This window comes from Streptomyces sp. TLI_146, assembly GCF_002846415.1.
Lineage (GTDB): Bacteria > Actinomycetota > Actinomycetes > Streptomycetales > Streptomycetaceae > Streptomyces.
In genome coordinates this window covers 7,002,994-7,029,647 of the sequence record NZ_PJMX01000001.1, presented here as the reverse complement: position 1 = coordinate 7,029,647, position 26,654 = coordinate 7,002,994, and the positions used below count along the sequence as shown (strand labels likewise).

General features: G+C 70.9%; 19 protein-coding genes. 11 read left to right on the top strand and 8 right to left on the bottom strand.

Annotated elements, in window-relative coordinates:
* Positions 1–393 precede the first annotated feature (393 nt).
* Positions 394–1,077 (top strand): hypothetical protein, encoded by a 684-nt coding sequence (locus tag BX283_RS31235; protein WP_101392677.1) that lies wholly within the window; start codon positions 394–396, stop codon positions 1,075–1,077.
* A gap of 93 nt (positions 1,078–1,170) precedes the next feature.
* Here the strand turns inward: BX283_RS31235 and BX283_RS31230 are convergent, their stop codons facing one another.
* The gene (locus BX283_RS31230; RefSeq protein ID WP_101390785.1) at positions 1,171–2,778 is read right to left on the bottom strand and encodes an AMP-binding protein; all 1,608 of its coding nucleotides are present in this window, start codon (positions 2,776–2,778) and stop codon (positions 1,171–1,173) included.
* A complete protein-coding gene (locus tag BX283_RS31225) occupies positions 2,775–4,463 on the bottom strand; it encodes an AMP-binding protein (RefSeq protein ID WP_101390784.1) in 1,689 nt (562 codons plus the stop codon). The genes BX283_RS31230 and BX283_RS31225 overlap by 4 nt, the downstream gene beginning before the upstream one ends.
* 427 nt (positions 4,464–4,890) lie before the next feature.
* On the opposite strand from BX283_RS31225, the gene BX283_RS31220 reads away from it, so the two are divergent.
* Together BX283_RS31220 and lysA are read left to right on the top strand one after the other, a co-directional pair.
* Complete coding sequence (locus tag BX283_RS31220; RefSeq protein ID WP_101390783.1) at positions 4,891–5,322, top strand: SAV_915 family protein; 432 nt, start codon at positions 4,891–4,893, stop codon at positions 5,320–5,322.
* Between the two features lie 15 nt (positions 5,323–5,337).
* On the top strand, positions 5,338–6,669 hold the full coding sequence (gene lysA / locus BX283_RS31215; protein WP_101390782.1) for a diaminopimelate decarboxylase: 1,332 nt from the start codon (positions 5,338–5,340) through the stop codon (positions 6,667–6,669).
* A 45-nt stretch (positions 6,670–6,714) separates the two neighbouring features.
* On the opposite strand, the gene BX283_RS31210 is transcribed toward lysA, so the two are convergent.
* On the bottom strand, positions 6,715–7,755 hold the full coding sequence (locus tag BX283_RS31210) for a winged helix DNA-binding domain-containing protein (RefSeq protein ID WP_101390781.1): 1,041 nt from the start codon (positions 7,753–7,755) through the stop codon (positions 6,715–6,717).
* A gap of 641 nt (positions 7,756–8,396) precedes the next feature.
* Between BX283_RS31210 and BX283_RS31205 the strand changes: the two genes are divergently transcribed.
* On the top strand, positions 8,397–9,572 hold the full coding sequence (locus BX283_RS31205; protein WP_101390780.1) for a magnesium and cobalt transport protein CorA: 1,176 nt from the start codon (positions 8,397–8,399) through the stop codon (positions 9,570–9,572).
* 135 nt (positions 9,573–9,707) lie between these two features.
* Here the strand turns inward: BX283_RS31205 and BX283_RS31200 are convergent, their stop codons facing one another.
* Complete coding sequence (locus BX283_RS31200; RefSeq protein ID WP_101390779.1) at positions 9,708–10,928, bottom strand: damage-control phosphatase ARMT1 family protein; 1,221 nt, start codon at positions 10,926–10,928, stop codon at positions 9,708–9,710.
* 447 nt (positions 10,929–11,375) lie between these two features.
* Between BX283_RS31200 and BX283_RS31195 the strand changes: the two genes are divergently transcribed.
* Genes BX283_RS31195 through BX283_RS41760 form a run of 3 tightly spaced genes read left to right on the top strand, consistent with a single transcriptional unit; the run spans position 11,376 to position 15,558 of the window.
* Positions 11,376–11,792, top strand: a complete 417-nt coding sequence (locus BX283_RS31195; RefSeq protein WP_180357297.1) for a hypothetical protein — start codon at positions 11,376–11,378, stop codon at positions 11,790–11,792.
* A complete protein-coding gene (locus BX283_RS41765; protein ID WP_257583959.1) occupies positions 11,789–13,222 on the top strand; it encodes a caspase family protein in 1,434 nt (477 codons plus the stop codon). The genes BX283_RS31195 and BX283_RS41765 overlap by 4 nt, the downstream gene beginning before the upstream one ends.
* A complete protein-coding gene (locus tag BX283_RS41760) occupies positions 13,132–15,558 on the top strand; it encodes an ATP-binding protein (protein WP_306822870.1) in 2,427 nt (808 codons plus the stop codon). The genes BX283_RS41765 and BX283_RS41760 overlap by 91 nt, the downstream gene beginning before the upstream one ends.
* Before the next feature lie 144 nt (positions 15,559–15,702).
* Here BX283_RS41760 and BX283_RS31185 read toward each other — a convergent pair whose 3' ends face one another.
* Positions 15,703–16,371: a restriction endonuclease gene (locus BX283_RS31185; RefSeq protein ID WP_257583958.1), complete on the bottom strand. Its 669-nt coding sequence runs from the start codon at positions 16,369–16,371 to the stop codon at positions 15,703–15,705.
* Positions 16,372–16,744: 373 nt separating this feature from the next.
* Here BX283_RS31185 and BX283_RS31180 point away from each other — a divergent pair, with 373 nt between their 5' ends.
* From BX283_RS31180 to BX283_RS31170, 4 genes are all read left to right on the top strand, one after another.
* Entirely contained in the window at positions 16,745–18,583 is a 1,839-nt protein-coding gene (locus BX283_RS31180) for a DUF262 domain-containing protein (RefSeq protein WP_101390777.1), read from the top strand.
* A gap of 239 nt (positions 18,584–18,822) precedes the next feature.
* A complete protein-coding gene (locus tag BX283_RS40790) occupies positions 18,823–18,966 on the top strand; it encodes a hypothetical protein (RefSeq protein WP_180357296.1) in 144 nt (47 codons plus the stop codon).
* A gap of 604 nt (positions 18,967–19,570) precedes the next feature.
* Positions 19,571–20,869, top strand: coding sequence for a phosphatase PAP2 family protein (locus BX283_RS31175; RefSeq protein ID WP_101392675.1), 1,299 nt, complete (start codon positions 19,571–19,573; stop codon positions 20,867–20,869).
* Between the two features lie 223 nt (positions 20,870–21,092).
* Entirely contained in the window at positions 21,093–21,713 is a 621-nt protein-coding gene (locus BX283_RS31170; protein ID WP_101392674.1) for a hypothetical protein, read from the top strand.
* 22 nt (positions 21,714–21,735) lie between these two features.
* Here the strand turns inward: BX283_RS31170 and BX283_RS31165 are convergent, their stop codons facing one another.
* The 3 genes from BX283_RS31165 to BX283_RS31155 are packed head-to-tail and all read right to left on the bottom strand — an operon-like array spanning position 21,736 to position 26,509.
* The gene (locus tag BX283_RS31165; protein ID WP_257583957.1) at positions 21,736–23,094 is read right to left on the bottom strand and encodes an MFS transporter; all 1,359 of its coding nucleotides are present in this window, start codon (positions 23,092–23,094) and stop codon (positions 21,736–21,738) included.
* Positions 23,091–25,127: a PEP/pyruvate-binding domain-containing protein gene (locus tag BX283_RS31160; protein ID WP_101390775.1), complete on the bottom strand. Its 2,037-nt coding sequence runs from the start codon at positions 25,125–25,127 to the stop codon at positions 23,091–23,093. Before BX283_RS31160 ends, BX283_RS31165 begins: the two co-directional genes overlap by 4 nt.
* Positions 25,124–26,509 (bottom strand): acetyl-CoA carboxylase biotin carboxylase subunit family protein, encoded by a 1,386-nt coding sequence (locus tag BX283_RS31155; RefSeq protein ID WP_101390774.1) that lies wholly within the window; start codon positions 26,507–26,509, stop codon positions 25,124–25,126. Before BX283_RS31155 ends, BX283_RS31160 begins: the two co-directional genes overlap by 4 nt.
* Positions 26,510–26,654: the final 145 nt, after the last annotated feature.

Below are 26,654 nucleotides of genomic sequence, written 5' to 3'. Positions count from 1 at the left end.
GAGCACGGGGTGGACGGCATGGGTATCGACGGAATCGGCCACGGAATCGGCGACGGGACCGGCGGAGTCGGCGGCGGGTACGGAGGGACGCCGGGACCCGGTGGGTCCGTGGGGCGCGGTGGGGTGCCCGGGGGCGGGCTCGGGGGCGGGCTCGGGGGCGGGCTCGGCGGGTCCGGGTACCAGAGCGGACCCAACCACGGCGAAGCCAACCCCGGCGGGTCCGGCTACCCCGGCGGACCCACCCCCGGCGGATCCGGCTACCCCGGCGGACCCACCCCCGGCGGATCCGGCCGCCCCGGCGGCCCCCGCGGCGCCGGATACCCGGGCAGCCCCGCTGGCCCCACGCAGCGCCCCGCCCACCCCCGGCCCGGACTCGCGCGGGAGACGCTCGCCGTGCGGTGTCCCGTGTGCCGCCGTGAGCACCGGTACGCCGCCACCACCTACCCCTGCCCCTGCGGCGCCCCGCTCGCGCCACCGCTCCAGCGCGGGGTCGCGCCCGAGCCGATCACCCATCGCACCTGGACCGAGGACTGGGTCACGGTGCGCTGCGACACGTGCGGGCGGCAGGACCAGTGGCCGCAGCCGGAGCTGGGGTGCTCGTGCGGCACGGTGCTGCGGATTCCGGTGCGGCCGGTCTCCGCGGCGCCCGCCCCGCTGCCGGCCCACATCCCGGTTCCGCCGACCGCCGCGCCCCCGCGCCCGGCGTTCCGGCCGGTGACCATCCGTACCGCCCGGGACGCGGTGACCGCGGCGGCGCTCTACCTCAAGTGGCTCGGCTTCCTGGACGTCCTGCAGTCCGAGGCGCGCCCCGCCTCCGGGATCGATCTGCGCGGCCCGGGCCTGGTCGCCCAGGTCGACCCGACGACCCGCCCGGCGTCGCTGCGCGCGGTGGAGTGCCTGTGGCTGAACGCGCTCAGCAGTTCGGCCACCGGCGTCTACTTCTCACTCGCCGGGTACACCAAGGACGCCCGGGCCCGTGGCGACGAGCTGTCCATCCCGCTCTTCGTGATGGACCTGACGGGCACGCCCCAGCCGGTCAACGACGCGGCGGACGAGCTGGTCGCCACGGGCCCGTGAACCATACGGACCGACAGGCCGTGAGCAGACCCGTGAGCAGGGGGCCGACCCGTGGCCAGGGGGCCAACCCGGCCGACCTGCCCGCCCCGCCCCCTACTCCCCGTACCCCTCCCTCAGCTCCACCTTCCGCACCTTCCCGCTCACCGTCATCGGGAACTCCGCCAGGATCCGCAGCCGTCGCGGCACCTTGTAGTGCGCGAGGCGGTCGCGGCAGAACGACGCGATGTCCTCGACCGTGGGCGGGTCCGCCGGGTCGCGCGGGATCACGCAGGCCAGGATCTCCTCGCCGTACTTCTCGTCGGGCACGCCCACCACCTGGACGTCCGCGATCTTCGGGTGGGCGTAGAGGAACTCCTCGATCTCGCGCGGATAGACGTTCTCGCCGCCCCGGATGATCATGTCCTTGATCCGGCCGACGATCTGTACGTAACCGTCCTCGCGCAGCACCGCCAGATCGCCGGTGTGCATCCAGCGCCCCGCGTCGATCGCCTCGGCGGTCCGCTCCGGCTCGTCCCAGTAGCCGAGCATCACGCTGTAGCCACGGGTGCACAGCTCGCCCGCCTCGCCGCGCGGCAGCGTGACGCCGGTGGCGGGGTCCACCACCTTCACCTCGATGTGCGGCAGCACCCGCCCCACCGTGCCGGTCCGGCGCTCCAGGTCGTCCTCGACGCGCGTCTGGGTGGAGACCGGGGACGTCTCCGTCATGCCGTAGCAGATGGACACCTCGGCCATGTTCATCTCGGCGACGACCCGCTTCATCACCTCGACCGGGCACGGCGACCCCGCCATGATCCCAGTACGCAGCGAGGACAGGTCGTACGAGCCGAAGTCCGGCAGGTTCAGCTCGGCGATGAACATCGTCGGCACCCCGTACAGCGAGGTGCACCGCTCCCGCTCCACCGCCCGCAGCGTCGCCGCCGCGTCGAACGACGGCGCCGGGATCACCACACACGCCCCGTGCGAGGTGGCCGCGAGGTTGCCCATCACCATGCCGAAGCAGTGGTAGAACGGCACCGGCACACAGATCCGGTCCTGCTCGGTGTAGGAGATCATCTCCCCCACGAAATAGCCGTTGTTGAGGATGTTGTGGTGGGAGAGCGTCGCCCCCTTGGGGAAGCCGGTGGTCCCCGAGGTGTACTGGATGTTGATCGGGTCGTCGCACGACAACTCGGCCTGCACATCCGCGAGTTGACCAGCCGTCACCTCATCACCCGCCGCCAGGAGCGCGCCCCAGGACCCGTCCCCGATGTAGTGCACGGCCCGCAGCCCCGGGCACTCGGGGCGCGCCACCTCCACCAGCGCCCGGTAGTCGCTCGTCCGGTGTGCCTGCGAGGCGATGAGGAGCGAGATCCCGGCCTGCTTCAGTACGTACGCGAGCTCGTGCGCCCGGTACGCCGGGTTGATGTTCACCATGACCGCGCCGATCCGGGCCGTGGCGTACTGCGTGAGCACCCACTCCGGGCAGTTCACCGCCCAGATGCCGACCCGGTCGCCCTTGCGGACCCCGCTGCCGAGCAGCCCGCGGGCCAGCTCGTCGACGGCCGCGGCGAACTCCGTGTACGTCCAGCGCCGCCCGGACTCCACGTCGACCAGCGCCTCGCGGTCCGGCCAGGCGGCGACCGCCCGGTCCAGGTTGGCCCCGATGGTGTCGCCGAGCAGCGGCGTGCCGCTCGTGCCGTGGGCGTACGAGAGGTCCGTCACCGCAGGTCCCCCTCGTGGTACTCGGCCTTCGACCCCGCCGCCGTGGCCTCGCGCAGCTCGATGCGGCGGATCTTCCCGGAGACCGTCTTGGGCAGCTCGCCGAACTCGATCCGGCGGATGCGCTTGTACGGGGCGAGGACCGCGCGCGAGTGCTCGAAGAGCACCTTCGCGGTGTCCGGGCCGGGCTCCCAGCCCGCCGCGAGCACGATGTACGCCTTGGGCACGGCGAGCCGCAGCGCGTCGGGCGCGGGGACGACGGCGGCCTCGGCCACCGCCTCGTGCTCCAGGAGCGCGCTCTCCAGCTCGAACGGCGAGATCTTGTAGTCGGAGGCTTTGAATACGTCGTCGGCGCGGCCGACGTAGGTGATGTAGCCGTCCTCGTCGCGGGATCCGATGTCGCCGGTGCGGTAGTAGCCGCCCGCCATCGATTCGGCCGTACGGTCGGGGTCGCCGTGGTAGCCGGTCATCAGGCCGACCGGCCGGGCCGAGAGATCGAGGGCGATCTCGCCCTCGGTCGCGCCCGGCTCGCCCGTCACCGGGTCCAGGAGCTCGACCCGGTAGCCGGGGCTGGGCCGTCCCATCGAGCCGGTCTTGAGCAACTGGCCCGGGCTGTTGGCGACTTGGACGGCCGTCTCGGTCTGCCCGAAGCCGTCCCGGATGACCCGGCCCCACGCGCGCCGGACCGTCTCGATGACCTCGGGGTTGAGCGGCTCACCCGCCGCGACGACCTCGCGGGGCGGGGTCCTCAGCGCGCTCAGGTCCGCCTGGATCAGCATCCGCCACACCGTGGGCGGCGCGCAGAAGCTGGTGACACCCGCCGCGTCCATCGCGGACATCAGCCGGGCCGCGTCGAAGCGCGCGTAGTTGTAGATGAAGACGGTCGCCTCGGCGTTCCACGGGGCGAACAGGTTCGACCAGGCGTGCTTGGCCCAGCCGGGCGAGGAGATGTTCAGATGCACGTCGCCGGGCTTCAGCCCGATCCAGTACATGGTCGCCAAGTGCCCCACGGGGTACGACACATGGGTGTGCTCGACGAGCTTGGGGCGGGCCGTGGTGCCGGAGGTGAAGTAGAGCATCAGCGGGTCGTCGGCCCGGGTGACCCCGTCCGGCTCGAACCGCGCCTCGGCCCCGAACGCCCCGTCGAAGTCCAGCCACCCGGGAACGGGGCCGGCGCCCGGCAGACTGACGGCGATCCGGGTGTACTCCCCCGGCACGTCCTCGAACTTGGCCGCGTCCTCGGCCCGCACGATCACGTGCCGGGCGCGCCCGCGCTCGATCCGGTCCCGCAGATCGGCAGGTCCGAGCAGCGGGGTCGCGGGGATGACGACCGCCCGCAGCTTCATCGCGGCCAGCGCGGTCATCCACAGTTCCTGCTGGTTGCCGAGCATGACGACGACGCGGTCCCCGGCCCGTACCCCTTGGGCGCGCAGCCAGTTGGCGACCTGGTCGGAGCGCAGGGACATCTCGGCGTACGAGAGGGTGATCTCGCGGCCGTCCTCCTCGACGATGTGCAGCGCGGTGGCGCCGTTGCCCTCGGCGATGACGTCGAACCAGTCGAGCGCCCAGTTGAACCGCTCGGGGCGCGGCCAGGTGAACCCCTGACAGGCCGTCGCGTAGTCCTCCCGGTGCTCCAGCAGGAAGTCCCGTGCGGCCCGGAACTCCTGCGTGGCGCCACGTGCGTCCATGTGCCCTCCTCGTTGCCTGACCACTCTCTACCACCTCGCGGTGCGTGACCAGGCCTCTTTACCCCCGTAGGGGGGTGCGGGGGAAGTCCGCGCGGCGGATTCCCCCGCCCCCTGGGGGCGGTCCGGGAGGGGCCTCCTCCAGTTCCCAGGCGACGGTGACGCGGTGGCCGAGCGGCTGCGGTTCCCGGCGGCGGCTCCGGTCGGGGCGGATGGGGCGGCACGGCGCCGGGAGCCGCGCTAGGGAGCCGTCAAAGTCGGGCGCAACGGGATCAACAGCGCGTCAGGAGGCGGCTCGGGGGCCCGGCGACGGGCATAGCTTCGACGCGTCGCACCCAGCGGCGCCGCAGCACCCGGCCTCGTGCTTCCAGCAGCACCCGGCCGCGTACTCCCACCGACCGGCCTCGTACTCCACCGGAGGGCACCCACCATGGAAAGCCTCACCATCGACGACGCGGACCCCGACGAACGCCGCCCGGCAGCAGCCCTTTACGTGCCGGTGCGGCTCGGCTCTGCCGGAGGACAGCAGTTGCGCTTCTCGCGCACCCCGCTCGGCGTACGGACCGCCGTCGGTTTCACCAGTCCCGAGCGGCTGTGCGCGGTGCTCGGGCCCGACCAGAGCTGGATCCGGCTCGCCGAGCCCGCGCTGCGGTTGCTGGCGGAGCCGCTCGGCGTGACCACGGTGACCGTCGACCCGCAGCTCGCGGCCCCGGCCCCGGCGGCCGTACGCCGCGAGCCCGCCGCGCAGCCCTGCGCGCGCAGGGACGGCTGGGACCCGGACGTGGTCGGCGTGCTGCGCGTGACGGGTGCGGCGGCGGCCGTCTGGACCGCCGTGACCGCGATCCACGCGTTCGTGGACTGACGGAGGGATCCCCTGATGACAACCGAACCCGACTCACTCGTACGGGAGTTGAGCTCCCCCTCGGTGTGGCCGGACTCCGCCGTGCACGCGCCCGGCGGCGATGTGTCGCTCGCCGGGGTGTCCCTGGCGGAGCTGGCCGAACGGCACGGCACGCCCGTGTACGTACTCGACGAGACGGAGGTGCGGTCCCGGGCGCGGGCCTGGCGGCGGGCCCTGCCGGACGCCGAGGTCGTCTACGCGGCGAAGGCCTTCGTGTGCCGGGCCGTGGTCGACTGGATGGCCGAGGAGGGCCTGGGGCTCGACGTCTGCTCGGCGGGCGAACTGGAGCTCGCCGCGACCCGCGGCTTCCCGCCCGAGCGCGTGGTGCTGCACGGCAACGCCAAGTCCCCGAGGGACCTGCGCACCGCACTGCGCCTCGGCGTGGGCCGGATCGTCATCGACTCGGACTGCGAGATCGCCCGGATCGCGTCCCAAGTCCCCAAGGACACGCCCCAGAAGGTCCTGGTGCGGGTACTGCCGGGCATCGAGGCGGGCGCGCACCGGAAGATCCGGACGGGTGCGGAGGGCCAGAAGTTCGGCCTGTCGATCGCGGGCGGCGACGCGGAGGACGCGGTCGTACGCGTCCTGGGCCAGCCCGGTCTCGAACTCGCCGGTCTGCACTGCCACCTGGGCTCCCAGATCACCTCGACCGAGCCGTACGGGGAGGCGGTGCGCAGGCTGGTGGCGTTCCTGGCCCGCATCCGCGACCGGCACGGCGTGACGCTCCCGGAGCTGGACCTGGGCGGCGGCTTCGCGGCGGCGTACCTGCCGGGCGACGCGGCACCGTCCCCGACGGCGTACGGAAGCCGGATCGAGGAGGAACTTGCGTCCGCATGCGCCGAGTTCGACTTTCCCCCGCCCCACCTCACGGTGGAGCCGGGCCGGTCGATCATGGCTCCGGCCGGGGTGGCGCTGTACCGCGTCCTGTCGGTGAAGCGCACCGGCGCGCAGGTGTTCGTCGCGGTCGACGGCGGAATGAGCGACAACCCGCGCCCGGCGCTGTACGGGGCGAGGTACACGGTCCGCATGGTCGGCCGTACGACGACGGCCCCGATGCGCGCCACGACGGTGGTCGGACGGCACTGCGAGGCGGGCGACATCCTGGCGGAGGACGTCGAACTGCCGGAGGACGTACGCCCCGGGGACGTCCTCGCCGTACCGGCGTCCGGGGCGTACCAGGTCTCGATGGCGTCCGGCTACAACATGACGGGCCGACCGCCGGTGGTGGCGGTGGCCGGGGGCCGGTCGCGGCTGCTGGTGCGACGGGAGACGTTCGAGGACCTGGGGGTGAGGGATGTGGGGGTGTGACGGTCGTGGCCGAGGTCATGTCGACGGTGGCCGGGTGGCCGGGGGTCACCCCATGACGTCCCCGAACCGGACGTCGTACGACGTGGCCGAGGTCATCTCGGCGAGCAGGCGCTCGCCCTCCGCGGCCACCTCGTCGCGCCGGGCGCGGCCGAGGGACCCGAACGGCTGAACGGTGAGGACGGCGTGCTCCTTGCCTTCCTCCAGGCGCCACACCCCGGCGAGGAAGCCGTCCACGAGGAGGGTGGAGAAGGCCTGGTTGCCCTTCCAGGCGCGGCCCCAGTGCTCGGCCGGGATCACCCGCGTACGGTCGGCGTGCGACAGCAGCAGGTTGTCGAACTCGGGCAGGAAGCGCGGCGGGGCCGGGGTGTCCTCGTCGGGGCGGGGCGCGTCGGGCAGGTCGAAGAGCTCGACCCCGTTCTCGTCACGGAAGGTGACCAGAACGGGCCGCAGCCGCTCGAAGACCTCACCCAGCCGGGTCAGTCCGGCCCAGGTCTGCATGTCCTTGACCGAGGCGGGCCCGAACGCGGCGAGATAGCGCAGCACGGTGTCGTCGGGCGCCGGGACCGGCCCCGGCGCCCGCCCCAGCCAGTGCTCGGCGGTGGTCAGCGCGACCTGCCCGCTGCGCCGCCACAGTCCGCGCGGGGTGACCTGTACGAGCGGCAGCACACACCGGGCGGCAACGGAGAGCGCCTGCGGTTCGGCGCCCGGCCACTCCTGACCGAGCACGTCCCGGATCTCCTTCATGGTGTACGGCCGCTCCTCCACCAGCGCGCGTACGGTCGCCCCGAGCCGCTCCAGGTCCACGCCCTCCAGCCGCCCCCGGAACTGCTTGAGCTCGCGGTCTCGGGCGGCCTGGACGAGCGGGCGCAGGGTGAGGGCGTCGTCGGCGGTGTGGAGGTGGATGGTGGAGCGCAGGGTCACGATCCGTACGAGCTCACGCGCCTCGATGAGCGCGGAGAGCTGCTCGGGCCGGAACCCGGCGATCCGGGCCCACAGCGCGAAGTACGGCGGCTTCACGTTCTGCGCCTGCAGCCCGACGAGGTGCGCGACGGCGTCCTTCGGCCCGAGCGCGTCGGTCCGGCGCAGGAGGTGCTGCCGGTCGAGGGTGGCGCGGTTGAGGGCGCGGGTGGTGAGGACGGGGGTGGGGCTCGTCTTCTGGGGGCCATGCGGGCACGGTAGTGGGGATTGAGGTCAGGTTCTGACCGCGATGGGGTGTCGGGGTGGGCGGGCTCCTGTCGGTCTGCGGTGCCCGGTGCCTGGTCTATGGTCCCCAGTCCCCGCTGCGCGGTCTGCGGTCCCCGGCCTCCGGTCCAAGGTCCCCGGTCGCTGTCAAAGAACTGGGCGCCCGCGTCCGGAACGACGCCGAGCCTGTGCCATTTGAGCCGTATATCCTGCACCGAGACCAGGCGGGCCCACGCTGACGCACTCCGGCACACCCCGGCCCGCCGCGGAACACCGCCGGAGGCGGTCGCGCGCGGGAGGTGAAGCCATGACCGAGCGGGGAGCCAGCGGGGGTGTGGCGACGCCATGACCGGGCGGGGCCACCGGGGGCGTGGTCACGCCATGATCGAGCGGAGACGCCCCGGGCCGGGTGGCGCGATGCCCGAACGAGAAGCTGCTCCGGGCCGGGTGGCGCAATGCCGAACGGGAATCCGACCCCGTCCCGGCGCCGCCGCCGTCGCCGTCGCCGTCGCCGAGCGAGAAACCACTCCGAGCCGGGTGACGCCATGACCGGACGAGGAGAGCGAGAAGGCGGCCAGTCTCCGCCGCCGTCGAAGAAGCATTCCTGGCGGCGCCAACTCGCCGCGCCACCGACCCCGCCCGCGCCCACACCTCCGGCGGCCGCGGCACCGGCATCCCCCGGTCCCGTACGCCACGACCACCGCAGCGTCGTGGAGTCCGCGCTGTACCGGGACGGCCGCCGCGTCTCGTCCCCCGACACCCTCGCCGAGACCTTCCGCAGGCTGCGCGAGACGCCCGACGGCATGGCGTGGATCGGCCTACACCGCCCCTCGGAGGCCGAACTGCTCTCACTGGCCGACGAGTTCGACCTCCACCCGCTCGCGGTGGAGGACGCCATGGAGGCCCACCAGCGCCCGAAGCTCGAACGGTACGGCGAGACCCTCTTCGTCGTCCTGCGCGCGGCCCGCTATCTGGACGCCCCCGAGGAGGTCGACTTCGGCGAGCTGCACGTCTTCATCGGCCGCGACTTCCTCATCACCGTCCGCCACGGCGCCGCCCCCGACCTGTCGGCGGTGCGCCGCCGCATGGAGGCGACGCCGGAGCTGCTGGCCCTGGGCCCGGAGGCGGTGCTGTACGCGATCCTGGACGCGGTGGTGGACGGCTACGTACCCGTCGTCTCCGGCGTCCAGAACGACATCGACGAGATCGAGACGGAAGTCTTCCGCGGCGACCCCGAGGTGTCCCGCCGCATCTACGAACTCTCCCGCGAAATCGTCGAGTTCCAGCGCGCCACCCGCCCCCTGGTCGGCATGCTGCACGGCCTGATGGCCGGCTTCGCCAAGTACGGCACGGACGAGGAACTCCAGCGCTACCTCCGCGACGTGGCCGACCACGTAACCCACACAAGCGAGCGAGTAGACGGCTTCCGCCAGGCCCTCACGGAAATCCTCACGGTCAACGCGACCCTGGTCACCCAACAACAGAACGCGGAGATGCGGGCCCTGGCGGAAGCGGGCTTCGAACAGAACGAGGAGATCAAGAAGATCTCGTCGTGGGCGGCGATTCTGTTTGCTCCCACGTTGGTGGGAACCATCTACGGCATGAACTTCGAGAACATGCCGGAGCTGAAGTGGGTAGCCGGGTACCCCTTCGCGATCCTGCTGATGGCAGCGGTGTGCGTGAGCCTGTACTTCATCTTCAAACGGCGGGACTGGCTGTAGGCGGCAGACCGCCCCCACCCCTTGAATTCGCTGTGGGTGCTGCCCGCGCGCACGGCGGCCTGCCCGCCGCTGCGGTCTTGTTCAATTCATTGAATGCCCTCTGATCTCCAGTCGCTGGGACGCCTTCAGCGCTATCTACGGTCGAACCTGGATCAGAGCGTGAGTGCCGCTCGTACGCCAGGCTGTGCCGGACCGTTCGAGCGCTTCCACTGTCCCCTCCTCCAGCCCTGCGATGACATCGGACTTCAGGGTGCGAAGCGAAGCTACGGCCCCCGGGAAGTACGCGGTCAGGTCAGCGAACGGCGCCGTGGCATCCCACATCCGATCACCCACAAGACGACGGTAGTTGAGGTCACCCTTCAAGATGGTGAGCGTGGCGGCTTCGAACTCATGCCGCAGGTCGTCGGGCATCTCCTCGTACGGCAGCGGAGCACAGAAGAACGAGTGGGTGCGGATCTCCAGGTGCCCAACAGCCATCGCCTGCCACAGACGTCGGCCGATCGCGCCCGCTTCGCCAGGGGCCTGAGTGAGGCGGCGAAGGCCGTCGACGACGTCCGACGTCATCGCGTCGGAGACGAAGTACGGGTAGGGCTTGACGTAGAGCACGACTCGTTCGGCATGGCGGTGTTCCAGGAGCTGGTCGATCAGGATCAGATCCGGGATCAGCTCCCGGCCCGCGTTGTCCGCCACGACGGCAACGGTGGAGTGGGCTCCGCGAGGCAGGAGCTGCCAGAGCACGGAGCTGTCGTCGGCGACCAAGCCGCCGGCGGCGTCGGCGGAGGCCGGATCTCCCTCCGTTACGCGGAAACCGAGGTCCGCGCGGTTGCCCCAGAGCGAGGCGCGGAGCAGAGCCGTGGCCCGCGCCTCGCCCGGCGCGTCGGCGAGCGCGTCCAGGGCCCGGAGCTCCTCCTCCACCGCCGCGCCCCGTAGTTCGGCCTGCTTGAAGGGCGCGAAGGGGTCGACTCCCCGCCACGGGCCCATACCGAAGTACTCGATCGCGCCGAGGAGCCTGCGGTAGAAGTAGCTCTCCGCCCACAGGAACGGAGCGTCGAACCACGGCCGCCCGAAGTGCTCCCGCCCCCAAGCCGACCACTGGCCGTGATCGCGTTCCGAGGGGGCCAGCGGCTCGACGACACCGTTGATGATCTCGTCCAGCAGGGCATCCAGAGCCTCGTGCTGCCGACGGCCGTACGGGAAGGCGTCCCGCACCTGCTGGATGAGAGCCGGATGCCGTTTGGCCAGGACGCCCCAGGCGAAGGAGCCGGGCTCGTTGCTCAGGATGACGGGCGCGCCGGTCCTGGCGGCCGCGGCATGGCCGCCCTCCTTGCCCGAGGTGCGGGAATGCTCCGCTGTCATGGTGTCAAAGTCCTTCGCTGGTGGCTCATGAGTTCTTGATCCAGGGTCACGCCCCCCGCCACGCTACTGGCCCGCGTGCGCGAGCTTGCCCGCCGCGCGGCTTCCGCCACGGGCTCGACCACGATCCGCGTTATCAACGGCACACGCGTTGAAGCTTCGCAGTGCCGATTCGCAGTGGGGATCCGGGCTTCATCCGTCTGAAGGCTGAAGGCTGAAGGCTGAAGGCCGAAGCCTGAAGGTACGTCGAAAGCCGCTCACCAGCTCCTGGATTCGCGCAGACGCCGCTTCTCGTCAGTCAGGTCGGGAACCGGGAACCTCTCCTCCGACGCTCAGAGGTGGCCGGATGCCGCCCCTCCCGTTCGGCCTCGGCTGTCTCTTGCAGAGGCCCGCATGTCAAAGTCGCCGGACAGACTGGGCAAGCACAGAGGCGAATACAAGGAGCAGCACATGCGCGACGGGGGAACGCCGTGGACACTCGCCGTGCCCACAGGCGGCGACACACTCCGGCAGGAGCGTCTCACCCGGGATTTGCACGACACCTTGAACAGGGCGGACGGCCTCGTCGTCGGTTTCCACGAGGCCGAGGAGCCTACCGAACCGGGCCATAAGGGTGCCGGTGTGGGTGAGGTAGCTCTCTGGGCCACCGGCACCGCCGCCGTCGCCCGCCCGGCGTCCCAGGTTTTGATCACTCTGATCAAGGAGTGGTGCGCCAAGGAGCGGCACCGCAAGGTCGTGGTCACGGTGGGGGACGACTCCATCGAGATCACCGGGCGTCCGGACGCCGCACAGGAGCGTATGGTCCGTGATTTCCAGGACCGGATCGCCGGTGACGACGGTCCCGAACCGGATGCCGGCGCAGCATGACCCGCCTCCACAAGCGCCGGGCCCTCCTGATCGGCAACGAGCACTATGACGACGGCCGCTTCTCACCGCTGGCCTCCGTACGGGCGGACCTCTGGGGACTCGCCCAGGTACTGAAGCACCGCAACATCGGCAACTTCGCCTCCGTCCAGACCGAGTCCGATCTCACCGCCGACGACATGCGGGCCGTCATGGGCGAGTTCCTTCAGGAGCGCGACGAGGACGAACTCGCGCTCGTGTACGTCTCAGGCCACGGCGTGCGCACCGTACGCGACGGCGGCGAGTTCCACTTCGTCGCCAAGGACACCGACTACGACCGGGTGGCCGCGACCGGCGTCAGCGCCGGGTTCCTCAACGACGCGCTGGAGGAGTGTGTCGCCCCGCAGAAGATCGTGATGATCGACTGCTGCCGCAGCGGCGGATTCGCCATGGGCCTGCGCACGTCGGACCGGCGGGCCGAGAGCTCCGTGTCCAAGTCCGGCGAGCAGCCACCGCCGCTGACCAGCAGGGGCGTGTACGTCCTGTCGTCCTCGCGGGCCGGGGAGGACTCGTACGCGGACACGGGCGACGGCGATGACGTGAAGCCGTCGGCGTTCACCGGCGAGGTCGTCGAAGCGCTGCGCACGGGGAAGGTCAGCAAGGACAGCGGCGGCGCGGTCACGGTCAGCGACCTGTTCCACTACGTCAACCGGCGCATGCGTGCCCTGGACGGCGGGCGTCAGGTGCCGGTGCAGTCCACACACGGCGTCGACGACCGCATCGTCATCGCGGACAGCCCCTTCGGCCGAGCCCCCATCCTCGATCCCCTGAGCTCTCGGCCTCGGCCCGTCGCCGGAGAAGCGGCACAACCCCGTATCGCCAAATCCGCCCACACGCAGCCCACTTGGGCCAACCTGCTGGACTACTACCGCGAGTGCGTCCTGGCCGAGAGCGCCGAGACGCCTCTGATGGACGTGAGCCGTCAGGACACGTCGTACGTGTGCCTGGCCGACGCGGAGAGGTTCATCTCCGGCGACGTCGACGAGGACGGCTGCGTGGCTCTCCCGAGGAAGCGGCCCCGCTGGTGGAGTCGGCAGCCGAGGAGGACGCCGAGCTCTGGGCGGGCTACCCGGCCGTGGTCCTCACCGGGCCACGCAACGGGCGCCCCTGGCGGCAGCCGAAGTTCGCGCCCTTGCTGGTACGCCGGGTCGAGATCGTCCAGGACGAGGGCGAGGTGCGGCTCAAGCCGTACGGCCCGGTCCAGCCGCATCCTCAGCTGGCGCTCGACTGGCTGGGCGAAGAGGAGGCCAACCAGCTCATCGACACGTTTCAGCCGTCCTGGCACCGAGGGCAGCACGACCGTATGGCGGTGGAGGTGCGCAACCTCCTCACGCAGGAGTTCGAGCTGCCGTGCGTGCAGGAGCTCCGCCCCGACCAGCTCGCCGACCGCATAGACGTCCGCACGCCCGGCCACGGAGCCCGCAACACCGCGGTCCTGTTCGCCGCACGCCCCCAGACAGGCTTCACGAAGGGGCTTCTCAAGGACTTCGCCAACATCGCCGAACAGGCGGACCAGATCGGGAGGACCGCCCTCGGTGCGCTGGCGCCCGACGCCTCGCGGCGGGCCCGGTCCCACGCCCACACGACCCCCGAGCCGGCGAACCTCGTGACGCCGCTGCCCTGCAATGAAGCCCAGACGGCTGTTCTCCGGTCCGCCATGACACGCCGCCTCACCGTGGCCACGGGCCCGCCCGGCACCGGCAAGAGCCAGCTGGTCGCCAATCTCGTGGCCACAGCGATCGCGGCGGGTCAGACCGTACTGGTCGCGTCCACCAACAATGACGCCGTGGACGAGGTGTGGCGGCGCTGCGACAAGCTGGTGCCCGGCAGCGTCGTGCGCACCGGCTCGGCGCGGAAGAGCGGCAAGAGCAACGCGGAGCATGAGGCGGCCGCGCTGCACGCGCTGCGTACCGGCCCGGAGCCGACCACCACCGTGGCCACGGCGTCCATGGCCAACGCGCTGGCCGCCGACCGCCTGGCGGAAGTACGGCAAGGTCTGGCACACCTCGCGGAGACCGAGGCGCGGCTTCGTCGGGCAGGCGAAGCCCGTGCCCATCACGCGCAGCAGCTCACAAGCACCGTCACCGAACTGGAAGACCTGCTCAGTGGCACGCCCCGGCCGAGGGAGCTGGAGAACAAGGCGCGCCGTCTCGCCCACGCTCGCTTCCTCGGGTCGTGGCGCCGATCCCGCTTCCTGCGCACGACCGGGCTGAAGGGGTACGCCGGTGACCCCGCCGCGGGATGCCTAGCGCTTGCCGGCTTCGCGGCGGCCGAGGCGGACTGGCGTGACGGACACCAGCAAGCGGCGGCCGTTGACGACACGGCACTCACGCGCACTCTCCATGATGCGGAGAGCACCGTCCAGGACGCTTCACGCACACTCCTCGCCACCACGGTCCAAGCCGCCGCCTGGGCCGGACGCCGCCGCATTCTCGACCTGTTGACGGCTCGGGACGGCAAACGGAGTGACTGGCCGCAGATGCGGAGAGTCCTGGGTCGCTCGAACGGTTCCACGGACACGCCCGCTGTGGCCGGATGGGCTGTCACCAGTCTTTCCGCCCGGCGGTTCCCGCTGAGCCCGGCCCTGTTCGATCTCGTCGTCGTCGACGAGGCCAGTCAGTGCGCCATCCCCCACGTTCTGCCGCTGCTGTTCCGGGCGCAGCGCGCCCTGGTCATCGGCGACCCCATGCAGCTGACGCACATCACGCGGACCAGCCCGCACCGTGAGGCTCTCATCCGGCGCGGGACCGGGCTGCGGTCCGACTGGCTGGAGAAGCACCACCTCGCCTACCGGCGCCATTCGGCCTTCCACGCGGCCGAGCAGTCCGCAGGCGGCACATTGCTTCTCGACGAGCACTTCCGCTGCCATCCGCACATCGCCGGGATCTCCAACGAATTCTTCTACGACGGCGGGCTGACCGTCCTCACCGACACCCGCGGCCGGCCCGCTCTACCGCATCGCCCGGCTGTCATCTGGACGAATGTGACCGGGCGGGCCGCCCGCCCACCGTTCGGCGGCTCCTGGGTCAACGAGGACGAGATCCGCAAAGTGCAGGACAGCGTCCGCTATCTGCTCGAACAACTCCCGCCCGAGGCCACCGTCGGCGTTGTCACTCCCTTCACAGCGCAGGCCGAAACGCTGCGCAAGCGGCTGCAGCCGTACGACGAGGAGCGCCTGCGCATCGGTACGGTGCACACCTTCCAGGGCGGAGAACGCGACGTCATGGTGTTCTCTCTCGTCGCCGGCGAAGGCATGCACCCTGGTGCCGTCGAGTGGATCGGTGGACAGCTGAACCTGTGGAACGTCGCCATCACCCGGGCACGCGGCCACCTCATCGTGGTGGGGGACAAGGAGCTCTGGCGGAAGCGGGGAGGCGTGGGCGCCGCGCTGCTGGAGGCCGCGGAACGCAACGGCGTACCCCTCGGTGGCGGAGGTGAGGATGTGCTGCTCAAGCGCCTGTACCGGATCCTCTCCCGTACGGAGGAAGCCACCGTCACGCTGGGGGAGACCGTTCACGGGCATCCGGTGGACGCCCTGGTGGGAGGCGCCGGTGCCACCGCACCGAGGGCGGTGCTACTGGACAGGGGAGTCGACGCGGACGCCGACGCGGCCCGCCACCTCCGGCTCATGCTGCACCGACGCAACCTGCTGGGCAGTGAGGACGGAGAAGTCGAAGCCGTTCGGTGGCCGGCTTGGAGGCTGTACGAGACAGATGAACAGCGGGGGTGAGCTCTGCCCCGGGCCATGATCTGACTCGGCGCTCGCTTTCCCTCTGGTTCCATCTGGCCCTCCGGCACCCTGGGCCGACGGACCTTGGCCGCACGCTGCTGATGCTGATGCGGATGCACCCCGACGTCGGGGGCCGGAGCCCCCTCACTTCCCGTACGCCTGCCTCCAACGCGCCCGATGACGGGCGTCGCCCTGCCCTCCGCCGTTCACCTCGCTCAGGGACAGCAGGGTGGCCCCGTTGTTCCAGAGCCCGAGGTGATCCCGGTGTACGGCGAGGATTCCGTGCTGCACGGCGAACCTCTCGGAAGGGCGGCTGAACCGCGTCGTCGTGACGAACACGGCCAGGTCGGCCCCGAAGTGCACCTTGGCGCCCAGCAGATCGCGCAGCTCACGGCTCGCGATGGTGCTGCTCGGCGCATAGCGCTTGCACTGGATCACCACGGTCCGTCCGTCCGGGAGGCGCCCGAGGACATCGGCGCCGTTGTCGTTCGCACCGCCCACCCGCCGGACGCCGGTGCACCCGTCCCGTCGGCAGAGGCTCGCGACCAGGTCCTCGAACTCGGTTCCGGTCATCACGTCCACCTCGGCAAGTGTCCGGTGACCGGACTTCACCGCCTCTTCCCGCCTCCAGAGACGGTCCCGTCGGCGTACGAGCCGGTCCGTGCGCCAGAGCCGCCAGCCTGTCACTGCGATGCCGCTGAGGAGCAGGGCTCCTGTGACATAGGGCCACACCACATAAGGCCACACCACCGACCAGAACACCACCACCAGGATCAGCATCAGACAGCCGCCGACCGCGACCGACTTCCGCAACGCCTCCCGCCTGCGGCGAGCGGCCGCACGACCCCGTCCACGCCCCGCCATGGTCGCAGCCCCCTCCCCCACCGGTCCGTGTACAGAAGTCTGGGCAGGGCGGCACAGCGGGAGAAGGGCGCGAGTCGGCCATGGTCAGGTCGGCTCGGATCGCCGTCTCAGGCAGGGTGGTTGGACGCCGAGATCGATGGCCCTCGGCTGGACCGAACAGCCGCGGTCTGCCCCAAGGCACGAGCCTGTCGAGTCCTGCTGGAGGGCCTGCTGTTTTGCATTTCCGGCACCCGACGTCGTGGCAGACAGTAGTTTTTGGGTGACACGAGAGAGCCAGCCGCGGGCGCGGACCTGTGGTGACGGGCAGCCCCAAGGAGCCGACGTGGCCGAGGAAGCGTTCAGCATCGACAAGCGACCGCTGCGGGACCTGCTGCGGCAGGTCGAAGTGGGCAAGGCCCAACTGCCGGAGTTCCAGCGGGGATGGGTGTGGCCCTATCCGAACATCGCCAGCCTCCTCGCATCGATCTCGCTGAGCTACCCCGTCGGCACTGTCATGCTGCTCAGGGCGGGCGGCGACGTCCGGTTCAAGTACCGGCCCATCGAAGGCGCCACCCCGATCGGTGAGCCCACCCCCGACTCGCTGGTGCTCGACGGACAGCAGCGGCTGACGTCGCTGTTCCAGTCCTTGAAGCTGAAGGGCCCGGTGGTGACCCAGGACTCGCGCAAGCAGCAGGTGTCGGGCTGGTTCTACGCCGACATGCTCCAGGCTCTGGACGAGAACGGCGACCGCGAGGAGGCGATCCGCTTTCTGCCCGCGACGCGCAAGGTTCTCAACTTCCGGGGCGAGGTCGTCGAGGACTACTCGACTCGCGAGCGCGAGTACGAGGCTCAGCTCTTCCCGCTCCACGCGGTCTTCGACGGCGGGGACTGGGGCTACGGGTTCATCGCCCACTGGGGCGGCGACAAGGAGAAGCTCGCACTGTGGCGCGCCTTCCACGACGCGTTCGTCCGTCCCTTCGACCGTTACCACGTGCCGGTCCTGGAGCTCGGCCAGACGACCCCGCGCCAAGCCGTGTGCCAGGTGTTCGAGAAGGTCAACACCGGCGGCGTCACTCTGACCGTCTTCGAACTCCTCACCGCCACGTACGCGGCGGACGAGTTCGATCTGCGCAGCCACTGGGAACAGGAGTGCCGCTCATCCTGGAAGGCACCCGAGTACCGCATCCTTCGCGAGGTCTCCAACACCGACTTCCTCCAGGCAGTCACCCTGCTGGCCACGTCCGAGCGGCGCCGACACGAAGCTGAACACGGGACCGAGGAGGAGCGGCTGCCGCGCATCGGATGCAAGCGCAAGGACATGCTCGCTCTCTCCCTCGACGACTACGTGCGCTTCGCGCCGTCCGTCATCGCCGGATTCAAGGCGGCGGCGAAGTTCCTGCACCAGCAGTTCCTCTTCGACACGAAGTTCCTCCCGTACGGAACACAGCTGATCCCGCTGGCCGCGATCCTGGCCGTCGCCGGGGATGCCGCGCAGAGCGCCGGAGCACAGCACAAGCTCGCCCGCTGGTACTGGTGCGGTGTGTTCGGCGAGCTGTACGGCGGCGCGACCGAAACTCGCTTCAGCCAGGATCTGCCGGATGTCGTCGACTGGATCCGCAAGGACACGACAGAGCCCCGGACCGTCACCGCCGCGCAGTTCGCCCCCGGCCGCCTGCTGACCCTCCGCACCCGCAACAGCGCCGCCTACAAGGGCATCTACGCGCTCCTGCTGAAGGCGGGGGCCGTGGACTGGCGCACCGGGGAGAAAGCGGAGGTCACCGGGTACTTCGACGAATCCATCGACATCCACCACATTTTCCCGAAGGCGTGGTGCGAAAAGGCCGGATATGCCGCCGCCGACTACAACTGCATCATCAACAAGACCCCATTAACCGCCCGCACCAACCGAATCATCGGCGGGGTAGCTCCTTCCGATTACCTGGGCCGTCTGGTCAAGTCTGCGGAAACCCCCCGCGAAAGCGTGCACGAACGCGTCCACTCCCACCTGGCCGACCCGAGACTCATGGCCGCCGACGACTTCGGCGGATTCTTCGAAGCCCGCAGAACGGCACTGCTCGACAGCATCTCGGCCGCGATGGGCAAGCCAACCCTGGACGATGAGTCGAGCGCCGGCGCCCCCGGGATCAGCCTCGACACAGCTGATGACACCGATGATCTGTAATCACTTAAGGCTGGATCAATCCCCAGGAACTCAAAAGGGGAATGGTGGAACAGGGGTCACTTCCCCGGCAAAGGACTGCCGGTTATACCCATCACGATCAACGCAGCCTCAAAACGACATCATTGAGGCATGAAGGAGAACTAATCAGCCGAATGCGGCTGCGAGTAGCGCCCTGGGTACCCCCGGTCGGTGACGATGGGCTCGACGTGGCGCACCTTCCTTCAAACGGAGGAGGACGAATGGGAAAGCAGGTCAAGTGCGGATCGACCAAGACCAAAAACGGCAAGCGCTGCCAGAATCCGGCGATGATCGGCTACTCCCGCTGCCAGCTGCACAGAGGCGACTGGACCCCGCCGCAGAAGAGGAAGACCAAGAAGCGCTGACCCCGTCGGCTACTCGTCGAGACGACCGGACCACCATGGGGGAAGGGTGCGGGGCGACCCCTCGCGTGTTCGCCGTACCTTGCGCCAGCGCCTCACCGGGCACGATGTCCAGGGGGCCACTGCGAGCAGTGGCCCCCTAAACATGCCTGGTTGCAGCAGCGCGGCCGTACGCCACCTGAGCAGCAGCGCGGCCCTCGCCGCCTCGACGCCGCCAGCAACCCGCAGATCTTCGCGGGAGCAGCGGTAGCAGCCGCAGCCACGGCCGCGCTGGCCGAGATGGCGGGCTGGACGCCCCGCGCCCGGTTTCGTTCCGCCGCAGCGGGCCGACAACCGGCCGGGGGAACGGCGGGGGCGCACCCCCCATGGGCGCCCGCGAGGAAACCCCCCACCACCCCAATGGCATGATCGACCCTCGATACACCCCGCATCACCCACCCGAAGTTCCGAAGGGTGATCGATCCACGGGTGGTCGATCCACGCGTGATCGATCCACTCACACGGCATCCAACACATCGGTCCCAAACCATTGATACCTATAGATCCGCAAACGTCCTCGCGAATAGACCGCGGAAGCAAGTTCGCCCAGCTGCGTCAGCCACGCGTGATCCTGTGGGTCGTGGCGGGTGTGGTGACCCTCGGGTTTCTCGTCGGGGTGGAGGTCGTCGCCCGGCGCTATGCCGGTGGGGCGGGGCCGCTCACCCTTCAGGCGCGGGAGTTGATCTTTCCGCCCAAGCCGGGGCCGCTCTACGGCGGCCTGGCGTTGATGATGGTGGTGCTCACCCGGCGGCAGCGGTTCGTCGCGGCCGGTGCCGCGATCGGCATCGACGTCGTCTTCGCGCTGGGGCGGTGGGCGGCGGGCGTCAAGACGCCCGAGGGGCATTTGTTCGGCAATGGGGCGTTGTGGGCGATGCTGGGCGTCGCGGTCTTCGCGATCGCGCGCCGCACCGGCCGGGAACGGGTGCTGCTGCTGAAGGGCGTCGGGCTCGGCCTGCTGCTGGTGACCGGCCGCAAGACCGGTGACGCCTGGCTGCTCATCACATCGAAGACCCGCCCGACCGTGCTCGACCCGTACGTGGCCATGGCCGATCACGCGCTGGGCAGCCCGTCGTGGGTGGCGGGCCGCATCCTCCAGGCCACCGACCCGATCGGCAGCCCCGTGCTCGGCTGGGTCTACGCCCAGCTCGCGGTGGCCGCGATCGTCGTCGCGCTGTACCAGCTGCGCAACGTGGCGGCCGAGCGCCGCTTCCCGCGCCACCACCTGGTGCGCACCTTCCTGGTGATCGGTCTCCTCGGGCCGGCCTTCTACATGATCTTCCCCGTCGTCGGACCGGTCTTCGCCTACGGACCGGGCGCCTCCGGCACCGGCGGCGTGGAGTGGGCGGTGGTCAATCTGTGGCCGCACACGCCGCCGTCGATCAGCGTCCCGCACCCCGTGCCGTACGACGGGATCACCCCGCGCAACTGCATGCCCAGCCTGCACACGGCGTGGGCCACCGCGATCTTCATCCACACCCGCAAGGCCCCCAGGCTTCTGCGGTACGCGGGGGCCTTCTGGCTGATCGCCACGCTCAGCGCCACCCTGGGCTTCGGCTACCACTACGGCGTGGATCTCGTCGCCGGCATGGTGTTCTCGCTCACCATCGAGGTGGCTCTGCGCACGTACGACCGCGGCTGGGACCGGTCGGGCATGCGGTTCGTCGCGCACGGCACGGCGGTCTTCTCGGCGCTGCTGCTCTCCTATCGCTATCTGCCGTTGGAGATGGCCGAGCACCCGTGGCTGTTCGGACCGCTTGTCCTGCTGGCGCTGGGCTCGGTGGTCCATGGCTATGTACGGACCACCAGGGAGTGGGAGCCGAAGGCCGCGCCGGCGCTCCGGCCGGAACCGCAACCCGAACTGGTCTGAGTCTGAGTCTGAGTCCGAGTCTGAGTCCTGCCCGCTCCCGTACGCGCCCGGGTGGACGGTGCCGGACGGCATTCGCCTCGGCCCCCGGCACCCCGCTCCCGTACGCGCCCGGGAGACGGCGCGCGAGAAAGTTTCCTGCGGCATGTGTCATGGCCCAGACAACTGTGCAGTCTCGTAGTGCGCTCGCAGTGCGCGGCGTACGACGAGAAGGGTGACCCACGTCATGAACAGATCCGCCTCCACGAGCTGGGGCCGGGTGGGCCTCGCGCTGGGTGCCGTCCTGGTGTCCGCCGGTCTCTGCGCCCCGGTGAGTGCCGCCGCCCCCAAGGGCGCGGGCTCCCCGACGCGTACCGCTGCCGCGCCCGCCTGCCCCGTCGTCTACTTCGACCTGGGCGAAACCCTCGTCCACACCGCCGCCGACGGCAGCATCGGCTATCAGACCGGCGCCGCCTCGTATCTGCGTGCCCTGCGCGAGCACCACGTCCGGATCGGTCTGATCACCAACGTTCCGCCCTCCTGGGGCAGCACCGACGCCGAGCGTGCCGCCAGGCTCAAGCAGGAGGTCGACGCCGCCTGGAAGGGTTCCGCGCCCTTCGCCTGGCGGGACTTCGGCGACCGGATCCTCACTCCCCGTACCGACGCGGAACGCAAACCGGCGCCTGTCCTGTGGCAGCGGGCGAAGGCCGAGTCGGGGCGCTGCCATGTCGTCTACCAGGCGGAGACGGCCGAGGAGGTCGAGGTCGCCGCCTCCGTGGGCTATGTCCCCTACCAGGTCGGGCAGTCCCATCGGCCCACCTTCCTCCCGGTCGGGCTCGTCGAACTCCTCGGCCGCCGGTCCCGCTGACCGGTCCGGGCCCGCGCCGCTCCTACGTGTCGTTCCGCCGCTCGCGGGCCCCCGTCAGCGGGACCGTGTCACCGGCGTCACGGACGTCCGCGGCCGGGGCCTGGGCCGGGAGCCCGGCCCCGGAGCGGTCCCGTTGCACCGCCCCGCCGCGCACCAGCAGTTGGAACACCCCCAGCAGCAGCACCGTCGCCAGCGCGCTGTGCCACAGCAGGGTGTCCAGGTGGCCGGCGGAGAGGTAGGCGCCCACGGCGACCGCGGCCAGGGCGCACACCGCGCGGTCCACGATGCTCTCGACCGACAGCAGCGTGGCGCGCGGGGCGTCGGGCGGTACCGCGTCGTTCACCAGCTTGCGCTGGACCGGGTACGCGAAGCCGGTCGCGGCGGCGAACAGGCAGAGCAGCGCGATGACCGCCCACGGGCCCCCGAGCGTCATCGCCGCCAGCGTGCCCGCGAGCACCAGGCTGAGGATCGAGACCCAGGCCACCGGCGGCAGGCGACGGCTCAGCCACTGGGGGCGGGCCGAGGCGACCGCCTCCGCCACCGTCATCGCGGCCAGCACCCCGCCGTGCGAGGCCTCCCCGATGCCGTGGTCCAGCAGGATCGGCTGGAAGAGGTTGACCTGGCAGATCCGGGAGAGCGTGAAGACCGCCACGCCCTGCACCATCACCAGGGCCAGCCACGGCGAGGAGGCGACGCAGCGCAGCGCGGAGCCCGCGTCCCGCAGGAACGCGCCGCCCCTGCGTCCCCTGTCGGCCGCCCGGCCCGAACCGTCGCCCTCCCCCGCGAGCCGGGGCAGCGCGACGGCGCACGCCAGGGAGCCCGCGGCGCTGGCGGCGCTGAGCACGTACGGGGCCGCGTGGGCGACCGTCATCAAAGGCCCGACCAGCGGCCAGCACACGACCTTCGCCGCAAGCCCCAGGGCCCGTGCGGTGCCCTCCGCCTTCAGGTAGTGCTCGTCGTCGCACTTCTCGGACCGCAGACCGTCGTAGAGGTACGCGCTCGCCGCTCCCGAAGTGAGCGAACGGCCCAGGGCGATGGCCAGGAAGTGGACCAGGAAGCCGGTGTACGAGGCGCTGACCACCGGAGCCAGGTTCGCCGCCGTCATCACCACCGCCCCGGCCCGCAGGCAGTTGCGGGCGCCGATCCGGTCGGCGATCAGCCCGGTCGGGATCTCGAACAGACAGAAGGCCACGTAGTAGATGCTCTGGATGCCGAAGATCTGGCTGTCCGAGAGCCCGGCCGTCTTCTGGTACGCGTAGAAGACCGGCATCCACCACAGCAGGTTGAACAGGAGCTGGAATCCGTAGTTGAGGTGGATGATCCGGCGGGCGGTGTGGGTCAGGCCGGTGTCCGGCCGCTTACCCGACAGGCCCGGGATCACAGCGCGTACGGGCGGATCTGGACCAGCCGGAAGTCGCCCCGCTCGGTCATCAGCCACTCGATGTCCAGCGGCCTGTCCACGTCGGCCCCGCCGTCGGACCCGGCGCAGTCGGACCCGCTGAAGTGGGACTGCAGCAGCCGCCCCGTCAGGGAGAGGTCCGCGAGCCGGGCGCGGGTGGCGGCGGGCAGTCCGTCGCCCCAGGAGCCCAGGGCGACGGTCCGGCCGCCGCCCTCCACGGTGTTGTACAGGTACTGCTGCGGCAGGACCGAGCCCTCGACGACCCGCTCCGGGGAGCCGGGCGAGCAGTTGAGGTAGACGTTGCGGAAGTCCTCGCGTCGGGTCGGGTCGCAGGTCACCAGGACGCCGCCGAGCGAGGCGGGCACGTACTCCTGGATGATCACGCCCATGTAGGTGTCGTCGAGGGAGATCCCGACCTGGTGGCGCAGCCGCACGCTGCGGGGCGACACCAGGGAGGCCCACACCTGGCGTACCGCGTCCAGGAGTTCGCCGGTTCCGTGGACGGCGGTCACCGAGTCGTAGACGCCCGCCGCGGAGAAGCCCGGAAGGTCCTCGGCGTTGGAGGAGGAGCGCACCACCAGGCGTCCGCGCGCCGCCGCCGGGGCGGGGAAGGCCTGGCTGATCCGCCGGGTGACGGACTCGGGGACGGGCGTGTGCCGGATCAGCTGCTGGAGTTGCAGGCAGAGCGGGTCCAGGACGTCGGTGGCGTCGAGTTCGAGTGCCATCTTGAGCTTGCCGATGCCCTGCTGGAGGGCGGGCGAGGACGCGAGGAAGTGTTGCTGGAGGGAGAAGGGGAGTGCCACGCCCTCCGGGGCGCCCACGGCTCCGGACACGAATTCGGCTGCCTTGGCGCGGAGTTCGGCCTTGGTGGGCGCATTCAGGCCGAGCCGCGCGGCGAGGTGCCCGTACAGGTCGTCGCGCGGCGGGCGCGGCTTCCCGTAGAAGGCGGTGAGGTCGGCGCTGCGGCTGTCGAGTACGTGGTGCAGCTCGCCGAGGTTGGCCGCCTTGGTGCCGTACCGGTCGCGGTCGGCGGCGCGCAGCCGGTGCAGGGCCAGCACGGGGGCGTCTTCGAGCAGAGGCGGCTCCAGGCGTATGCGCTGCTGGTGCCAGGCGGGAGCCCGCAGGACCGGTTCCCGATCCAGCCGCTCCAGGGAGATCTCGTCCTCGCGCACCCGGTAGCGCACCCATGCGCCGTCCAGGCCGCCCTCCTCGGCGAGCTGCTCCAGGTCGAGCACGATCGCGTTGGGTATCCCCCAGCCGGACGCCAGCACGTTGGTGTGCGAGAGCGGGGTGATCGGCGCGGTGTTGAGGAATCCGGCCACCCGCGGCACGTCGTCCGGCAGACACGGCATGGCCACGATGTCCGCCCAGCCGAGCCCGGCCTCCGCGGCCGTGTACTCCGCGTACGTACGGAAGAACCGCAGCCGCCCGGTGGCCTCGCCGGGGTTCAGCGGCGTCCGGGTCCTGGAGCCGAACAGCTCGTGGCTCAGGATGCGCGGCACGCGCCGTTCGCTGATCGCCGCCAGCTCCTCCTCCTGGCCGTGGTTGGCGGGTTTGAGCAGCAGCGGCAGTCTGCCGTCGACCCGGGCCCTGACGAACTCGTAGAAGAACGCGAGGAGTTCGCCGTTCATGGTGTCGGCCTCGGTCGTCTCCAGGACGAGGAAGGTGCGTTCGCGGCCCTCCGCGTCCTCGTCGGTGTGCAGGGAGAGCACACCGAGCAGGAAGCGGCGGTCGGGGTCCATGTAGACGGAGGCGTTGAACGCGTCGAGGTCCGCGTCCAGCTCGGCGAGCTCCATGCCCAGGACGCGGGTGGCGACGTAGTTGACGTGGAAGGGGTGGGCGGCCGTGTCGAGCAGGTGCCAGGTGCCCTCGACGCGGTCGACGACGACCTTGAGGTAGGGGTGACCGGCCAGCACCCCGGAGAGCGTGCGGAAGAGCGGCAGGGAGAGGTTCTCGCCCACGACCGTACGGTCCACGGCCGGTTCGGCGACGCCGGTGACCAGTTGGGCGGTCATACGGAGACCTCCTCGGGCTGTACGGCCGAGGGCCGCGCGGCGGGCAGGACCCGCGGCAGGGCGTCGACCAGCGTCTCGAAGTCGCGGAGCACCGTCCGCGGGTCGGTGGCGGAGAGCAGGCACAGGGCCGCCATGGTGTTGGCGCCCGCGGCCGGGTCGTACACCGGCACGAGGCTGCCGTCGGCGAGGGAGCTCTCCGCGACCACCGACAGCTCGCTGCCCCGGCTGAGCGGCACGACCGCCGAGACCGCGGGGAAGTCCCAGACCCTGCGGTCCCGCCAGGCCTCGCCCCGGCCGTCGACCGCGAGGACGACGAGGGAGCCGGCCGCGCCGTGCGCCTGCGCCGGGGTGAGGGCCCGCTCGGGCCACTCGACCGGGCGCCCGAGGAGGTGGTCGACGAGCATGCCGACGAGGTCGAGCCCGAAGACCTCCTCGATCTGCGGCACGGTCATCGCGCCGCCGAACCGGGCGGCCGTCTCGATCAGCCACATCTCGCCGTCCGCGCCGAGCTTGATCTCGGTGTGCGTCCCGCAGTCGCGCAGGCCGAGGGCGTCGACGGCCCGGCGGGCGAGCGCCACGACACGGTCCTGGGCGTCCGGGGCCAGCGGGGCGGGGGTGATGCCCGCGCGCTCGGTGAAGGGCTCGACCGTGGGCATCCGGCCGCTGAGGCAGACCGGGTGGAAGATGCCGTCCGCGACCACGCCCTCGACGCTGACGTAGTCGCCCCAGCCGGGCTCGTCGAACCAGTCCGAGGCGGTGCCGGTCACGATCTGCTCCACCACGAAGTGCCCCTGGGCCTCCGCCACATGGAGTTCCGCGTACCCCAACTGTGCGGATTCGGCCATCACTTCGCGCGAGCGGCGCCAGGCGGTGGAGACCTCGTACGGGGAGCGGATGATCTGGTGTGCGGTGGAGCCCGCGCTCCAGGCCGCCTTGAGCAGCATGGGGAAGGGCAGGACGCCGGCCGCCTCGTACAGGTCGGCCTCCGTGGCGACGGAGCGGAACTCGGGCTGCGGCAGTCCGTGTTCCCGCCAGGTGCGCCGCATCAGCCGCTTGTCGCGGGCGAGCGCGGAGGCCTTGCCGGACCCGGCGAGACCGAGCGCCTCGCACGCCTCGGCGACGGCCACGACCGCGTACTCGGAGAAGGTGAGCACCGCGTCCGCGCCGACGGCCTCGGCCCGCGAGACGATCAGGGACACCAGGTCGGAGCGGTGTGCGTCGGCCGTCACGACCGAGGCGCACAGTCTCCGGGCGGAGCCCGTCACAGCGGGAGGCAGAGCGCTGAGCGCCAGCAGGTGCACCTCTGCCCTCGCGGCCGTCCGGGACAGGACGTGCCCGAGCGGCGGACCACCCTTGGCATGCACTAACAGCACCTTGCTCACTGAAGTTCGTCTCCATTCGTCCATGTCGGTACGTGCCGTACGCGTCGCATCCGTCGTCGTACGCGTCGTCGTACGGAATCGGTGATGCGCGTCAGGAGCGGGGGAATCGCCCGGTGCCTGTGTTCGGGGCGTGTTCACCCGCTCA

What these genes read in the sequence shown, in the direction of transcription:
- BX283_RS31225 (WP_101390784.1), bottom strand. Translation starts at nt 4,463, where the DNA reads ATGGACGCACGTGGCGCCACGCAGGAGTTCCGGGCCGCACGGGACTTC.
- BX283_RS31220 (WP_101390783.1), top strand. Translation starts at nt 4,891, where the DNA reads ATGGAAAGCCTCACCATCGACGACGCGGACCCCGACGAACGCCGCCCG.
- lysA (WP_101390782.1), top strand. Translation starts at nt 5,338, where the DNA reads ATGACAACCGAACCCGACTCACTCGTACGGGAGTTGAGCTCCCCCTCG.
- BX283_RS31205 (WP_101390780.1), top strand. Translation starts at nt 8,397, where the DNA reads ATGACCGGACGAGGAGAGCGAGAAGGCGGCCAGTCTCCGCCGCCGTCG.
- BX283_RS31200 (WP_101390779.1), bottom strand. Translation starts at nt 10,928, where the DNA reads ATGACAGCGGAGCATTCCCGCACCTCGGGCAAGGAGGGCGGCCATGCC.
- BX283_RS31195 (WP_180357297.1), top strand. Translation starts at nt 11,376, where the DNA reads ATGCGCGACGGGGGAACGCCGTGGACACTCGCCGTGCCCACAGGCGGC.
- BX283_RS41765 (WP_257583959.1), top strand. Translation starts at nt 11,789, where the DNA reads ATGACCCGCCTCCACAAGCGCCGGGCCCTCCTGATCGGCAACGAGCAC.
- BX283_RS41760 (WP_306822870.1), top strand. Translation starts at nt 13,132, where the DNA reads ATGGCGGTGGAGGTGCGCAACCTCCTCACGCAGGAGTTCGAGCTGCCG.
- BX283_RS40790 (WP_180357296.1), top strand. Translation starts at nt 18,823, where the DNA reads ATGGGAAAGCAGGTCAAGTGCGGATCGACCAAGACCAAAAACGGCAAG.
- BX283_RS31170 (WP_101392674.1), top strand. Translation starts at nt 21,093, where the DNA reads ATGAACAGATCCGCCTCCACGAGCTGGGGCCGGGTGGGCCTCGCGCTG.
- BX283_RS31160 (WP_101390775.1), bottom strand. Translation starts at nt 25,127, where the DNA reads ATGACCGCCCAACTGGTCACCGGCGTCGCCGAACCGGCCGTGGACCGT.